The following is a 14,125-nucleotide window of genomic DNA, read 5'->3' on the forward strand; positions in this document are numbered from 1 at the left end:
AACCGCTCATCAAGGTTAATCGATCATTTCTTTTGCGAACGGGTCGGTTGCGTTTCAGGAGAGTGGGTCGGTGCTAGATCGAGTGTTGCCGCAGAGGATTGCTGCGTCGGATCGCCTGCGGTCCTTTGTGTCTCCGCTGATCATCGGCCTTGGGATCGCGGTTGGCTTTCCGGTCCAGATCGCGATGCAGGACATGACGAGCATGGTCTCGGGCGCCGAAGCCGTCAGCTCGCGCTGGAACGCTTATCTTGAAAAGGCCGCGGCCGGTTCCATTCAGCAGGCGGACATGAAGTTCGGTGCGAACGTCATGAACGCCAGCCTTTCTGGTGCCGCACGCAAGACCAAGGATCTGGGGATCATCGCCTTCAAGGGCAAGGCAGCCAAGTCGGATAAGCCGGATGAAGATCGCGTCACGCGCTCCGATAAAAAGGGGCGCATCGTGCGCATTGCGCCCGTTGCTCCGCCCAAGGCCTTCACCGCGGGCTCGGTGTTCGAGCGAACCAGCATGATCCTGCGCTCAACCAAGCCTGATGATCTGAAGATGGCGTTCGTGCAGCCTGATCTCGATGGCAAGGAAATCCAGATCGCCGCCGAGTTTCATCCGCACGCGGTCGCCACGTCCGATCCGCTGCTGCCGAAAGCCCTTGCGGCTCTCGTGACGAACAACAAGGCCGACATTCTCGCAACCGCCTATGCGCCTGTTGAGCCGGATTATGCGACGGCCTCGCCGTTCGAATCGCTGCTGCGCGGCAGTGATCCCAATGATGGCCGCTTCATTCCACCCGTTGCGGAAGGCGACCATGCCTGGATGAGCCAGCCCTTGCCGGCAGAAGTCTTTTCCGCCGCCGAGCAGAAGTGCCTGGCAACCGGTATTTACTTCGAAGCGCGCGGGGAAAGCGAAAAAGGACAAGCGGCAGTCGGGCAGGTGATCCTGAACCGCGTGCGAAATCCGACCTATCCCAACACCATCTGCGGTGTGGTGTACCAGAACAAGAACTGGCGCAACCGCTGCCAGTTCTCCTTCGCATGCGATGGCATTCCAGACATCATCACCAGCCGCTCGCATTACCACATTGCCGAGGAAGTCGCTCTCGCCGTGACCGCCGGAAAGATCTTCATCCCCGAAGTCGGGTCGTCGACCCACTACCACGCGACCTACGTCAACCCGCGCTGGAACAAGACGATGGAGGAGATGAAAAAGATCGGTTTGCACATCTTCTACCGCACCTATGGCGGCGGCTGGAGTTGACCTCGTAACAGGGGATTCGGTTTCCTGCTGCGACAGAAGCCTGCGCGCGCATTGTCGCACAATGATAAGCTTATGAATTCATTCAAGAAAAAGCTTCTGTGAAGGGTGTCTATCGCGGCTTGACGGCGGATTGTGACCTAACTATGGTGCGGCCGACTTTGAAGCGGCGGCTCCAATGGGTGTCTGCTTGAACGGGAGGGTGCGATGGCCGAAAACAAAGGGCCTGAAGATCGCCTCGGGAAGCAGGGGACCTTGAACGGAGCAGACGCTTCAGGCGACGACAGTCTCGAGAGACGTCGGCGTGACCTGGGCGCCCAACTGGCGTCGCGGCGCTCCGATGCGCAAGCCGAGGCCGAAGACGCAAAATCGCGTGGCGCGACCGGATATGGCCAGGCAATGAAGCTTTCCAGCGAGTTCATCTCTGGGGTCGTCGTTGGTGCTGTGCTGGGTTGGGTTGTTGATCACTTCGCCGGTACGTCTCCTTGGGGCTTGATCGTATTCTTGCTTCTCGGGTTTGGTGCAGGTGTTCTGAATGTTCTGCGATCCGCAGGGCTGGTAGCCGAATCGGGTTTGCGCGCATCAGATGCGCCGCCGGCCGATAAGGATCGCAAATAGCGGCCTCGGCCGTTATCGAAAGAAGCGGCAGTTGTCGCATCATGTGAATTGGCCAATTCGGCCTGATGGAAGAGCAAGGGGTAGCGGTGGCAAACGATCCGATCCACCAGTTTCAGATCTCCCGCCTGGTTCCGATCGAGGTCGGCGGGCTGGACTTCTCGTTCACCAACTCGTCGCTCTTCATGGCGCTGACGGTTGCGACGGCTGGCGCATTTCTGTTCATGTCCACCACGAGCCGGGGTCTGATCCCGGGGCGTCTCCAGTCCGTTTCGGAAATGTCCTACGAGTTCATCGCAGGCATGCTTCGTGACTCGGCGGGTAGCGGCGGCATGAAGTTCTTTCCGATGGTCTTCTCGCTGTTCATGTTCGTGCTCGTCGCGAACCTGCTCGGCATGTTCCCCTACTTCTTTACCGTCACCAGCCACATCATCGTCACCTTCGTTCTTGCGCTTTTCGTGATCCTCACCGTGATGATCTACGGTTTTGCCAAGCATGGTCTCGGCTTCTTCGGCATTTTCGTGCCGAGCGGTGTTCCGGCGGCGCTGGCGCCGGTTGTTGCGCCGATCGAGGTCATCTCGTTTCTGTCGCGGCCGATCAGCCTTTCCGTTCGTTTGTTCGCCAACATGTTGGCCGGACACATCACGCTGAAGGTTTTCGCTGGCTTCGTGACGTCCCTTGGAGCGCTTGGCGCTTGGGGCATCGGCGGCGCTATCCTGCCGCTGTTGATGACGGTTGCGCTTACCGGCCTGGAATTCCTGGTCGCCTTCTTGCAGGCCTATGTCTTCGCGATCCTGACCTGCATGTACCTCAATGACGCGGTGCATGGCGCGCACTAAGCGCGTCTTGTCCCGCGGCCTGACCCCACCACCCCGTAAAGATTACGGACAGATCCCCAAAGGAGCCTATAATGGAAGTTGAAGCAGCAAAGGCAATCGGCGCAGGCATCGCCTGCCTCGGCATGGCAGGTACCGCACTTGCTCTCGGTAATATCTTCAGCAGCTATCTGTCGGGCGCATTGCGCAATCCGTCCGCTGCTGATGGCCAGTTCGGCCGCCTCGTGTTCGGCTTCGCGGTGACGGAAGCTCTGGGCATTTTCTCGCTCCTCATCGCTCTGCTCCTGCTCTTCACGTAAGACTGGATCGGGCCGGCCGCCAAGGCCGTCCAAAAGCGTGCAATGAACGCCATCCCGGCCGCGATCAACGCGGTCGGGTTTCAATTCACAGGGGAAGCCGATGTTCGTCGCGCCAGCATTTGCGCAGGAACAAGCACCGGATACGAATTCCGAGCCATTGACTCAAACGCCGGCCATTACCGATGGGACGACGTCCCACACGGAAGCCGAGCATACCGGCGTTTTTCCGCCTTTCGAAACGACATTCTTCCCCTCGCAGATTCTCTGGCTGGCCATCATTTTCGGCCTGTTCTACCTGTTCCTGAACAAGGTGGTTCTGCCGCGGCTCGGCCATATCCTCGAAGTTCGTCGCGATCGCATCGCGCAGGATCTCGACACGGCTGCCCGCATGAAGGAAGAAGCCGATGCGGCTGTTGCCGCATATGAGCAGGAACTTGCTGACGCCCGTGCCAAGGCCAATGTGATCGGCCAGGAAGCGCGCGATCGTGCAAAGGCCGAAGCTGAAGCCAGCCGTCGTGCAACGGAAGCGGGTCTCGACACGCGCCTTGCCGAAGCCGAAAGCCGCATCGCATCGATCAAGAATGCGGCCATGGCGGATGTTGGTGTGATCGCCGAAGAAACGGCAATCGCAATCGTGGAAGCCCTCGGCGGCCGCGCTGATGGTGCTGCAATCGCCTCGGCGGTTGCTGCTGAACGGAGCTGAGCGCCATGCATTTCGACGCCACATTTTGGGCAACCGTAGCTCTCGTCCTGTTCCTTGCCTTGATGGTGTACCTCAAGGTTCCGGGCATGCTGACCAAGTCTCTCGACGAGCGCGCGGATCGCATCCGCGACGAACTCGAGGAAGCTCGCCGTTTGCGCGAGGAAGCCCAGCAGCTGCTCGCCGAATACCAGCGCAAGCGCGCGGAAGCTGAAAAGGAAGCCGGCGAGATCGTCGCGGCTGCCGGTCGCGAGGCTGAGGCCCTGCGTCAGGACGCCAAGACCAGGGCCGACGAATATGTCGCACGCCGCACCACGATGGCCGAGCAGAAGATTGCTCAGGCTGAACGTGAGGCCGTCAACGCGGTCCGTTCGAGCGCCGTGGATATCGCCGTTGAAGCGGCACGCCGCGTTCTTGCGGAGCAAGCGGACACGGCACCAAGCGCCTTCCAGGCTTCGCTTACGGAAGTGAAGACTAAGCTGAACTGACAAGGCTCAGCCTACAGAATCGATGAAAGGCCGTTTGAGCGATCCAGCGGCCTTTTTGTTTGGTAGAGCACCACACCTTCCACGCGCTAACATAACTCACGCCCTGCCTCTTTTGATCATCCCGAGGTCAGTATGAGCGGTGGAAATAGGGCGTGGATAAATCGTCTGACGAAGACGCCTGCACGTGCTCTTGGAAGATTAGCTTAGCCAGTTGCCAAGCGAACTGAGCCTGCTCGTGTCCTAGCCAGCGACGCGCTGGTGAGCAGCCTTAGGCTCTTCATCGCCCAGAAACGCGGTTTGTCGATCCTCACCTTCAAGTCCGGCCTTCAAGGGCGCGAAGGTCATGCGGTGGAGGCGTGACACCGGACCGTGTGCCTTGATGGCGTCCCGGTGGCGGATCGTTCCGTAACCCATATGACTGTTGAACCCGTAAGCATCATGATGGGCGCTGCAGCGGGTCATCATGCGATCGCGCATGACCTTTGCGACAATGGAAGCAGCGGCAATCGATTGTGAGCGCTGATCGCCCTTGATCAGGGCCTCGCCGTCGCAGGGGAGGCCGGGTGGAACGTCACGGCCATCGGCGATCACGAGCTTCGGCTGAAGGATGAGCCCGTCGACGGCGCGCTTCATGGCGGTAAGGCTGGCACGCAGGATGTTGATCTCGTCTACGCTCTCGGCGCAGATCGAGGACACGCTCACGGCGAGCGCGCCTTTCAGGATCTTGGCGAACAGGGCTTCCCGCGCTTCCGCCGTGAGGCGTTTGGAGTCGTCGAGGCCTTTGGGAATGCGCTTGGGATCGAGAATCACGGCAGCGGCCACAACGGGCCCGGCGAGGGGGCCCCGTCCAGCTTCATCGACGCCGGCGACCGGCCACTGCTCGGCCTTGATCGCACGCTTTTCGCGCGTGAAGTCGGGTGTCGAAACAACCTCGAAGAGAGGCGGAGAATCAGAGCGCGTACGAGCCATGTTGCGGCGAAGCTCGCACCACCCCTGATTCTCCGCAAGTCCTTCCCGGCATAAGGGGCGTTGCCGGAAAGGAAACCGCTGGCCGCCAAGGGAACGGTCCGGCCGAACGGATTGGCATCCGGGGGGAAAGACCACCCGGTTCGCGCAGCCTCAAAGCAGCTGTAACTGTTTGCCGGCGGGTTCGGGTGCTTCGAACAGGTCGGTCCGCAAGGCGCGCTTTTCTGCGTTGAGGCCAAGGCGCTTGGCGGCAAGCTCGAACCGTCGGCCGATTTGCCAGGCATAAGGACCACTGCCCTTCATGCGCTTGCCCCATTCGGCATCGTAATCCTTGCCATCGCGCATGGAGCGCACGAGCGACATCACATGCCGGTAGCGATCGGGGTAGTGTGTGAGCAGCCAGTCCTTGAAGATAGGAGCAACTTCCAGCGGCAGGCGCAGCAGGACATAACCAGCTTCCTTGACCCCGAGGGATGCTGCCGAATCGAGAACGCGCTCGATCTCTGCATCGTTCAGCCCGGGGATGATCGGCGCCACGAGAACGGAAACGGGGATGCCGGCTTCGTTCAAGGCTCGTAGGGCTTCGAGACGCCGGGTCGGGGTTGCAGCACGGGGCTCCATGGTGCGCGCAAGCTTGCGGTCGAGCGTCGTGATCGAAAGCGCGACCTTGGCGAGACCACGTTCAGCCATGCGCCCAAGAATGTCGATGTCGCGCATCACCAGCGCCGACTTGGTGACGATACCAACCGGATGATTATGGGCATCGAGCACTTCCAGGATCTCGCGCATGATGCGATGCGTTTTCTCAATGGGCTGGTAGGGATCGGTGTTGGTGCCGATCGCGATCGTGCGCACTTGATAGCCGGGCTTGGCGAGCTCCTTTTCCAGCAGCCTGGCGGCATCCGGCTTGGCGAAAAGCTTGGCTTCGAAGTCCAGCCCGGCCGACAAGCCCATATAGCTGTGGGTCGGGCGGGCAAAGCAATACACGCAGCCATGCTCGCAACCGCGATAAGGATTGATCGAGCGGTCGAAGGAGATATCGGGCGATTCGTTGCGCGTGATGATCGTGCGCGGCTTCTCGACCTGCACTTCCGTCTTGAAGGGCGGCAGGTCTTCAAGCGTGTTCCAGCCATCGTCGAAAACATGGCGACTGGTTGGCTCGAACCGGCCGGAGGGATTGATGCCCGCCGAGCGGCCACGCCGCCGTTCGGGTGCGATCCGCATTCCGCTTTCGCCGATGATGGCGTCCGCCAAGGCGGCACCGCCACTGGTGAAGGCGGCGCGATCGGCGGGCCCGATATGTTCGAAATTCTGCATCAAACCCGCTCCTGATGATCGGCGCTGCCGCCGAATCGCGTGGTGTGGATGAATGTATTCCTAATCGTCAAAACAGAACGAAGCAAGAACAAATTTGTTGCACCGGAACATGGCGTCGGCGCTTGGCTTCCGGTAGGTTTCGGCGATGTTATCCGTTTTGATTGAAACCCGAGATCACGAGGAAGCCTTGGCCCGCACTTTGGCCTCGCTGGTGAGCGCTGCCGTGGAAGGGATGGTGCGTGAGGTCATCGTTCTGGATCGGGGCTCGAGCGACAAAACGAGCAGGGTGGCCGACCTGTCCGGCTGCTTGTTTGTTTCCGATGCAACGCTGAATGATGGGGTTCAACGGGCCCGAGGCGATTGGCTGTTGTTGATCGAACCGGGTGCGCGGTTGGGCGAGGGCTGGACCCAGGACGTGCGGCGCCACGTTGCAGGCGGTGGCAGCCCGGGCCGTTTCACACGAAAGCGGTCGGGTTTCCGTGACTGGCTGCCGCTCAAGCGGCGTGGTTTGGGCGCGGGGCTCCTTGTGTCCAGGCAAGAGGCTCTGGTTGTCATGCGCGAAGGTTGGAACGGTTCGACGCTGGCACGAACGGTGCGCGCGCAACGGCTGGACGCAGAAATCCTGCGGGATGGAAAGTAGGCGGAGCCGCGAGGAGGGACGTTTGCCCGCCTTGCTTTGGTGGCGTCCAGACACTCAAGTCCGCAGCAGCGGTTCAGCTGGTTCAAAGATCGTTGCCCGCGACAAGTCGTTTTGCTTCTGTCGTTCAGGCACAGGTGTCCGACTTCCCGCGCGCCTGAGCTTGGGAAGCGGACGCGAAACCCCGCGCCTTGATGATTTTAGATACGGCGCGGGTGGTTTCGCGTCCGTCGGTGCTCTAGCCCTGATGCCGGTGGGCAGGCTCGGCGCAGACTAGTCGCCACCTCGCCGAGTGCTCCCGCACTGACCGACATAGGCCCGGGTTTGGGGAGGGACTGAATACCCTCCAAGCCGGACTACCGTAGCCCAACCAACCCGGACACCGCCGCCCTCCTCTGATCCCCGGTGCGCACCAGAGTTCCCAACGAGGGCGATGGGGGAAGGATAGATGGGCGGGTGGAGGCGTGGATAAAGAAATGGTCCGCCGGTGAAAGGGAGCAGCACCATCAGGTAGTTAGCGGCATTTCCTTTCCGTCTTTATCCTCGGGTTTCAACCTCCGCTGAAGCTGTCTTTGCGCGCGAAGCTGATGAAGACCTGGGTATCCGAGCGTTCATCCCGAAACCAAGGAAGGAACGGGATGAAGCACCCACAACTTCAGAGACCCTCGTCTCTCCATCTCCAGAGGAAGTAAATCGAGCAAAGAAGTCTACCAATGGCCGATAGACTCTCCTGATCCTCTGTGTCTTAGGTTGTCCGGGGTGGGGACCTAAAATGTCTACATGTATTCTGGTAATCTCGCGAGTTCTAACTGCCGTATGCTTCGTCTTGATGGCTGTCGGGCCTGGTCTTGCGGAGATCAAGAATTTTGGTCCCTTCAAGATCGATACGGCAAGGCCCGATGTCATCGCTCTCGAGGGCCCGATCGACGATAGAGCAGCGCTTGCCTTTCGTCGCGCCCTTCTGACCTTACCTGATGTCAAGCTGATGACCCTCAATAGTCCGGGCGGCGAGGTCGATAACGGCCTGTTGATTGCGGACGATGTCTTTCAGCGAAAGCTGGCGACTTATATTGCGCCTGATGCGGAGTGTTACTCTGCCTGTTCCTACATCTTCCTGGCCGGTGATGAGCGGCGGGTGGAAGGTAAGCTTGGCGTTCACCAGATCTCGTCACAGCGCCCGGATCTCGCCTCTGCGCAGTTTTCGATCTCAGACATTATCGACATGCTCAATCGCTTCGGCACGCCGACGGACGTGTTGACGATCATGTTCCGAACGCCGCCGGATGATATGTATGTCTTCAATGAAGCAGATATAACAAAGTACGGGATCAATCGAAGCAGGGGTTCGGCTGATACACCGCGAGCACCAGCTGCGCCGTTGGCTGATGTCCAGCTGCCCGCAACAGCGACAAACAACGCGCCCGCTGTCGTCCTAGACACACCAACCCCGTCTGTTTCTATGGCGGATAGCGCTTCGTTAGCGGAGCTTTCCGTCATCGAAGATTACGCCAAGCGGCCGAACCGTCTGGCGCTTTACACCGGCTTGGACTTTTCAGAACAGGATATCGCCAGCGAAGCCGTTGATGATGCCAAGGCCTGCGCGCTCAGGTGTTTGGAAACAGGGGGTGCTTGTCGCGCGTTCACCTTCAACATCACCACGCCGAAATCGCCAGGACCGAATTGCTTTCTCAAGAGCGCACGCGGGCAGTTGGACGGCAACGCCTCAGCCATTTCGGGACAGCTGCTATCGCGAGCAGATTCGTACCCGTCCAGCTTTACGATCGGCGTGATCGATCCCAAGGCGAGCGTGTTCGAGAATGTCGATCTGGTCGGTGGAGATTTGTCACGCAAACCCTTCACCAAAGCCAAGACGGCACGCGACTGCCGCTTGGCTTGCGTCGACAACGACAGCTGCCGTGCCTTCACCTATTTGAAGCGCAAGAAGGAGTGCTGGCTGAAGTCGGGTGCCAGTCAGCCAAGAGCGGCAGCTGACATGATCAGCGGCTTGAAGAAGATCGAGACCTTCGAACCAGCGACGGTGATTGACCTCGAATAAGGTCTGGCAACCGGCACGACTGTAACGAGACCCGAGGTGTGAGCCTAAGCGAGCATCGAAAGGCGCGCTTCATTCACTCGCCGCTTTTGGCCCGATGCTCGCTCAGCCGCGGCATCAGATCCACCAGATTGCTGGGCAGGTGCCTGTGATCCAGCTGCGGCTTGAGGATCTCGTCCCAGCCGTCCTTGCAGGCTCCCGGTGAGCCGGGGAGGGCGAAGACGAAGGTGGCGTTGATCGTGCCGGCGGTGGCGCGCGACTGGATGGTGGTGACGCCGATCTTGTCGAAGGAGATGCGGTGGAAGATCGCCGAGAAGCCGTCCATGACCTTGTCGAACAAGGGCAGAAGCGCGTCCACGGTAACGTCGCGGCCGGTGAAGCCGGTGCCGCCCGTGGTGATCACGACGTCGATGGCGGGATCATGCGTCCAGGCAAGCACTTGTTCGCGGATGGCTTCGATCTCGTCGCGCACGATGGCGCGTGAAACGAGCGTGTGGCCGGCTTGTTCGATGCGCGCGGCCAGCGTGTCGCCGGATTTGTCGTCGGCGGGTGTGCGGGTATCCGAGACGGTGAGCACGGCGATGCCGACCGGCACAAAGGCCTTTGCTTCGTTGATGCGATAGGTAGGGCTGGTCATGGCGCGCTGTCCGATCCCTTAAGCATGGTTGCTTGCACATACCATTGCGGATCATCCAGCAACAGCTGCGCCGCAGCCGCTTCCGCCTGAGCTTCAGTGGCGAACACGCCGAAGCAGGTTGCGCCTGAGCCGGACATGCGGGCGAAGGATGCGCCGGTGTTGGTGAGCGCGCGCAGGGCTTCGCTGATGATTGGCGCGACTGCGATGGCATGTGGTTGGAGATCGTTGCGGGTGGCGTGCAGCCAGTCGAGCCAGGCTTGCGGTGCGTTTGTTTCCGGCGGGATGGCCAAGGGCGGGTTGTCGCGCGTGGTCAGCTGCTTGAAGATGGCAGGCGTGGAAACGGCAATGCCGGGATTAACCAGCACGATGGGGCAATCGGGCAGGGTGCCGATCGGAGCGATCTCCTCGCCGATACCCCTGATGCGGGCGGGTCGGGCATAAAGACACATCGGCACATCGGCGCCGAGCGATAGGCCGAGTGCCGCGAGATCAGTTGAAGGCAAGTCGGCTTTCCACAGCGCGCAAAGCGCTTTCAGCGTCGCCGCCGCGTCGCTCGAGCCGCCGCCGATGCCGGATGCGATCGGCAGGGTCTTTTCGAGATGAATGCGGACGGGAAAAGCGGACTGACCGATTTCCTTTCGCAGAGCGTCGCGGGCACGCAAAACGAGATTGCCGGCATCAACCGGCACGCCGGCGGCATAGGGGCCGGAGACGGTGAAAGCGTCTTCGGCGGCGGGCTCGACGGTGATGCGATCGCCTGTCGAGGCGAAGGCGACAAGGCTGTCGAGCAGGTGATAACCATCGGCACGGCGGCCGACGACATGCAGAGCGAGGTTGATCTTTGCGGGCGCGAAACGGGTCAGCGCGCCGACTTCATGCGTCGGGCTCAATCCTTGGCGACGGTGTAAACACCGGTCTTGGGATCGCGGATCAGCGTTCCCTGACTACCGGAGCGGGCTTCCTGCTCCTGCCGCTTGATGCGGGCGGTGACCTTTTCGGCCTCGCCGACGAACTTCTTGTAGCCGGCATAAGCAAGCGCGCCCACCACGGCAAAGAAGACGATCTGCGGCATCGGTTCAAGCGCTCCTTCGCGCGACTGGTTCTCAACCAAATCTACAAGGGATTTCGTGGCAGATCAAAGGCGATAACGGGCCCAAAGCGCTTGTTCTTCCGCCGCTTCGATCAGGCCGGCACCGGCTGCTGCGGCAAAACTGCCGGCAAGGCCTGCATCGCGTGCGCCAAGAAGGCCGAAGCGGCGGCCGAACAGACCCTTTGGCGGGGTGATGACGCGCAGCCTCGTATTGGCGCCGAAGCGGGCCTTGAGCGTGCCGCGCAGGTCGCCCAACGCATCGGCAAGACCGAGCGCGACCCCCGATTTGCCGGCCCAGAACAGGCCGGTGAACAGGTCGGGATGGTCGGCAAGCTTCGAACCGCGGCGGGTTTTCACCATGTTGATGAAGGTTTCATGGACTTCGAGCTGCAGGGCTTTCAGCCGCTCCACATCTTCCGGCCGCTCCGGCTTGAAGGGATCGAGCACGGCCTTGTTCTGGCCGGCGGTATGCACACGGCGCTCGACGCCGATCTTCGAAATGAGATCCTGGAAGCCGAAGGACGCCGATACGACGCCGATCGAGCCGACGATGGAAGAGGGATCGACGATGATCTCGTCGCCGGCGATCGCAATCATGTAGCCGCCGGATGCCGCGACATCTTCCACGAACACCAGCACGCGCTTGTTCTTCTCGGCCGAAAGGTCGCGGATGCGCTGGTAGATCAGGCGCGACTGCACGGGCGAACCGCCGGGCGAGTTGATCGAAATCGCAACGGCCGGCGCATCCTTCATGCCGAACGCTTTTTCAAGCAGGCCGGCGCAGGATGCGAGGTTGAGTGACGGACGCAGCGGCGAACCACCGGCCATGATCGTGCCGTTGAGCCTGACCACCGGAATGACAACGCCCTCCTTGCGCATCGACTTGGGCAAAAGACGGCGAAGCATGCGTTTCACGAGGCGAAATCTCCGGTTGGATCGTGCCTCCCATGTAGGTTCGCGTTTCAGGCACGCAATGGTCGTGCAATGACGGCCTAGTCGCCGAACAGTGTGGCCCGGCCGTTGTTGATCGCGTCTGCACGCTCCGAAAAGCCGTTGCCGACCGTGTCGTGAACCACGAGCGGCGGCAGCAGCGAAAGGCCGGCGCGGGAGCCGAGTTCGCCGCGCACGACGATGCGGGTCGCCGGTTTGTCGGGTCGCGGATGGATCGGCAGCATTTCCGCGCGTCCGAAGCGGCCGGCAAAAGCGCGCAGGATGTCGAACAGGGATTGCGGCCGGGCGATCACCGCAACGCCGCCCTTGGGTCGCACGATGGCCGCGGCCGTTCGCAGCCATTGCTCGAACAAATCGGGCGTCATGACATGGGCTTCTGCACGCAAGGCATCCGGCGATGAGCGATCGGGCAGCGCGTTGAAGGGCGGGTTGAGGATAACGAAATCGACGCTGTTATCCGCAAGACCGCCAGTGCGGCGGGCAGCGCCGGTGAGCGCGACGTCGGCTTGAAGAATGGTCGCGCGGGTGGAAAGCGCCGCGTTGGCATCGAGCGCCAAGGTGCGCTGCGCCCATTCAACCATATCCGGTGAACGCTCAACCAGAAGCGCCTTCGCTTGCGGGCAGCGGGACAGCACGGCCAGACCGGCGGCTCCCACGCCTGCACCGAGATCCGCAACCGTTCCGTTGAAGCCGTTGGGAACACTGGCTGCCAGAATAAGGGCATCGGTGCCGGCCCGGTGGCCCTGTTCGCGGGGCTGAACCAGCTGGAAGACGCCGCGGTGAAAAGCATCGACCGTATGCGGCGGCCAGTTCAGGCGATCGGACACGTCAGTCCCGCTTGATCTCGGCCTCGATGCCGGCATCGGCAAGCAGCTTGCGCGCGGCGTCTGCGTCATCCGCATCCACCATGACGCGACGTGCCAGCACGCCGAGCGAGCCTTCCATGATGCTCATGTTCTGATCGGCTACGAAGCAGGCGATGCCTGCATCACGCATCAGCGATTCGACAAAGGAGATGACCACGAGGTCATTGGTGCGCAGGAGCTCTATCATGCACCTTTGCTGGCAGGTCTGGCACGGGAAGTAAACTGCTGCGCGCACGCCCGAGCGTGGACATACCCTGTCAGATGCGCCTTCAAGCGCTATTTGCCCACTTGCTCCGGGCGAAGGAGCCAAAGTAAAACGCGCGCAGCCATTGGAAGTCGCGTCCGGGAGTGTGTTTGTGGGTGTTGTAGTCAACCTCGAAGACGGCAAGAAGCCGGAAGCTTCCATCGCCGCGCTGGTCGAACTGACCGCAGGCGACATGAAAGCCGTCAACGAGCTGATCCTGTCCAAGGCCGGCTCGAATGTGACGATGATTCCGGAAGTTGCCAATCACCTGATCTCGTCGGGCGGCAAGCGCTTGCGGCCGATGATGACCTTGGCGTCCGCCAAGCTGTTCGGCTACGAGGGCGACGGCCATGTGAAGCTCGCGATGAGCGTCGAGTTCATGCACACCGCCACGCTTCTGCATGACGATGTGGTGGACGAAAGCGGCATGCGGCGCGGCAAGAAGACGGCGCGCATGATCTGGGGCAACCAGGCCAGCGTGCTTGTGGGCGATTTCCTGCTCGGCCAGGCTTTCCGGACCATGGTGGATGTCGGTTCGCTGGAAGCGCTCGATATTCTCGCCAACGCTGCGGCCGTGATCGCCGAAGGCGAGGTGCTTCAGCTTTCGGTGGCGAAGAACCTCGAAACCACCGAGGACGAATATCTCGAAGTCATCAAGGCGAAGACCGCAGCACTCTTTTCGGCTGCCGCCGAAGTCGGTCCGGTGATCGCCAAGGCGTCTCGTAACGACCGAACCGCGCTGCGCTCCTACGGAACAAACCTCGGTTATGCGTTCCAGCTTGTGGATGATGCGCTGGATTACGGCGGTTCCACCAAGGATCTCGGCAAGAATGTCGGCGACGATTTCCGGGAAGGCAAAGTCACGCTACCGGTGATCCTGAGCTATCGCCGCGGCACCGAAGACGAGCGCGCCTTCTGGCGTCAGGCGATCGAGGGCGGCAATGCCGACGATGCTGGTCTGGAAAAGGCGCTCGGCCTGATGAAGAAGCACAATGCGATTGCCGACACGATCGGCCGCGCCCGTCATTTCGGCGGCATCGCCCGCGACGCCTTGGCACCCATGCCGAACTCGCCTCACAAGACCGCGCTGCTCGACGTCATCGACTTCTGCATCAGCCGCGTGGTGTGAGGCAGCCTGCATCCACCTGCATGACGCGTTGATCGGCGACCGCAAAAAGGC

Annotated in this window: 17 protein-coding genes; 9 read left to right on the forward strand and 8 right to left on the reverse strand. The window is 61.1% G+C overall.

What is annotated here, in order from left to right:
• The first annotated feature begins 70 nt into the window (after positions 1–70).
• The 6 genes from JYU29_RS03405 (at position 71) to JYU29_RS03430 (ending at position 4,184) form a co-directional block, all read left to right on the forward strand.
• Positions 71–1,249: a cell wall hydrolase gene (locus JYU29_RS03405; protein WP_213983340.1), complete on the forward strand. Its 1,179-nt coding sequence runs from the start codon at positions 71–73 to the stop codon at positions 1,247–1,249.
• Between the two features lie 204 nt (positions 1,250–1,453).
• Positions 1,454–1,864, forward strand: a complete 411-nt coding sequence (locus JYU29_RS03410; RefSeq protein ID WP_213983341.1) for an AtpZ/AtpI family protein — start codon at positions 1,454–1,456, stop codon at positions 1,862–1,864.
• An 86-nt stretch (positions 1,865–1,950) separates the two neighbouring features.
• Positions 1,951–2,700, forward strand: coding sequence for a F0F1 ATP synthase subunit A (locus JYU29_RS03415; RefSeq protein WP_213983342.1), 750 nt, complete (start codon positions 1,951–1,953; stop codon positions 2,698–2,700).
• A gap of 71 nt (positions 2,701–2,771) precedes the next feature.
• Positions 2,772–2,996, forward strand: a complete 225-nt coding sequence (locus JYU29_RS03420) for a F0F1 ATP synthase subunit C (protein ID WP_213983343.1) — start codon at positions 2,772–2,774, stop codon at positions 2,994–2,996.
• A 100-nt stretch (positions 2,997–3,096) separates the two neighbouring features.
• A complete protein-coding gene (locus JYU29_RS03425; RefSeq protein WP_213983344.1) occupies positions 3,097–3,699 on the forward strand; it encodes a F0F1 ATP synthase subunit B in 603 nt (200 codons plus the stop codon).
• 5 nt (positions 3,700–3,704) lie between these two features.
• Positions 3,705–4,184 (forward strand): F0F1 ATP synthase subunit B, encoded by a 480-nt coding sequence (locus JYU29_RS03430; protein ID WP_213983345.1) that lies wholly within the window; start codon positions 3,705–3,707, stop codon positions 4,182–4,184.
• Positions 4,185–4,424: 240 nt separating this feature from the next.
• Here JYU29_RS03430 and rnhB read toward each other — a convergent pair whose 3' ends face one another.
• Entirely contained in the window at positions 4,425–5,153 is a 729-nt protein-coding gene (rnhB, locus tag JYU29_RS03435; protein WP_213983346.1) for a ribonuclease HII, read from the reverse strand.
• Positions 5,154–5,303: 150 nt separating this feature from the next.
• Positions 5,304–6,467 (reverse strand): PA0069 family radical SAM protein, encoded by a 1,164-nt coding sequence (locus tag JYU29_RS03440; protein WP_213983347.1) that lies wholly within the window; start codon positions 6,465–6,467, stop codon positions 5,304–5,306.
• A 187-nt stretch (positions 6,468–6,654) separates the two neighbouring features.
• On the opposite strand from JYU29_RS03440, the gene JYU29_RS03445 reads away from it, so the two are divergent.
• The gene (locus tag JYU29_RS03445) at positions 6,655–7,107 is read left to right on the forward strand and encodes a glycosyltransferase family protein (RefSeq protein ID WP_250157169.1); all 453 of its coding nucleotides are present in this window, start codon (positions 6,655–6,657) and stop codon (positions 7,105–7,107) included.
• Between the two features lie 826 nt (positions 7,108–7,933).
• Positions 7,934–9,160, forward strand: a complete 1,227-nt coding sequence (locus JYU29_RS03450) for a PAN domain-containing protein (RefSeq protein WP_250157170.1) — start codon at positions 7,934–7,936, stop codon at positions 9,158–9,160.
• Between the two features lie 73 nt (positions 9,161–9,233).
• Here JYU29_RS03450 and moaB read toward each other — a convergent pair whose 3' ends face one another.
• From moaB to JYU29_RS03480, 6 genes are all read right to left on the reverse strand, one after another.
• Positions 9,234–9,794 (reverse strand): molybdenum cofactor biosynthesis protein B, encoded by a 561-nt coding sequence (moaB, locus tag JYU29_RS03455; RefSeq protein WP_213983350.1) that lies wholly within the window; start codon positions 9,792–9,794, stop codon positions 9,234–9,236.
• On the reverse strand, positions 9,791–10,684 hold the full coding sequence (locus JYU29_RS03460; RefSeq protein ID WP_213983351.1) for a 4-(cytidine 5'-diphospho)-2-C-methyl-D-erythritol kinase: 894 nt from the start codon (positions 10,682–10,684) through the stop codon (positions 9,791–9,793). The genes moaB and JYU29_RS03460 overlap by 4 nt, the downstream gene beginning before the upstream one ends.
• Positions 10,681–10,866: a hypothetical protein gene (locus tag JYU29_RS03465; protein WP_213983352.1), complete on the reverse strand. Its 186-nt coding sequence runs from the start codon at positions 10,864–10,866 to the stop codon at positions 10,681–10,683. Before JYU29_RS03465 ends, JYU29_RS03460 begins: the two co-directional genes overlap by 4 nt.
• 63 nt (positions 10,867–10,929) lie before the next feature.
• Complete coding sequence (locus JYU29_RS03470; RefSeq protein ID WP_213983353.1) at positions 10,930–11,799, reverse strand: S49 family peptidase; 870 nt, start codon at positions 11,797–11,799, stop codon at positions 10,930–10,932.
• Positions 11,800–11,876: 77 nt separating this feature from the next.
• A complete protein-coding gene (locus tag JYU29_RS03475; protein ID WP_347879841.1) occupies positions 11,877–12,662 on the reverse strand; it encodes a tRNA1(Val) (adenine(37)-N6)-methyltransferase in 786 nt (261 codons plus the stop codon).
• A 1-nt stretch (position 12,663) separates the two neighbouring features.
• Positions 12,664–12,888 carry a putative signal transducing protein gene (locus JYU29_RS03480; RefSeq protein WP_213983354.1) on the reverse strand — a complete coding sequence of 75 codons (225 nt, stop codon included), beginning with the start codon at positions 12,886–12,888 and terminating at the stop codon, positions 12,664–12,666.
• Positions 12,889–13,057: 169 nt separating this feature from the next.
• On the opposite strand from JYU29_RS03480, the gene JYU29_RS03485 reads away from it, so the two are divergent.
• Entirely contained in the window at positions 13,058–14,074 is a 1,017-nt protein-coding gene (locus JYU29_RS03485; protein ID WP_213983355.1) for a polyprenyl synthetase family protein, read from the forward strand.
• Positions 14,075–14,125 lie beyond the last annotated feature (51 nt).

The sequence above is a fragment of the Tianweitania aestuarii genome (assembly GCF_018457165.1).
Taxonomy (GTDB): Bacteria; Pseudomonadota; Alphaproteobacteria; order Rhizobiales; family Rhizobiaceae; genus Tianweitania; species Tianweitania aestuarii.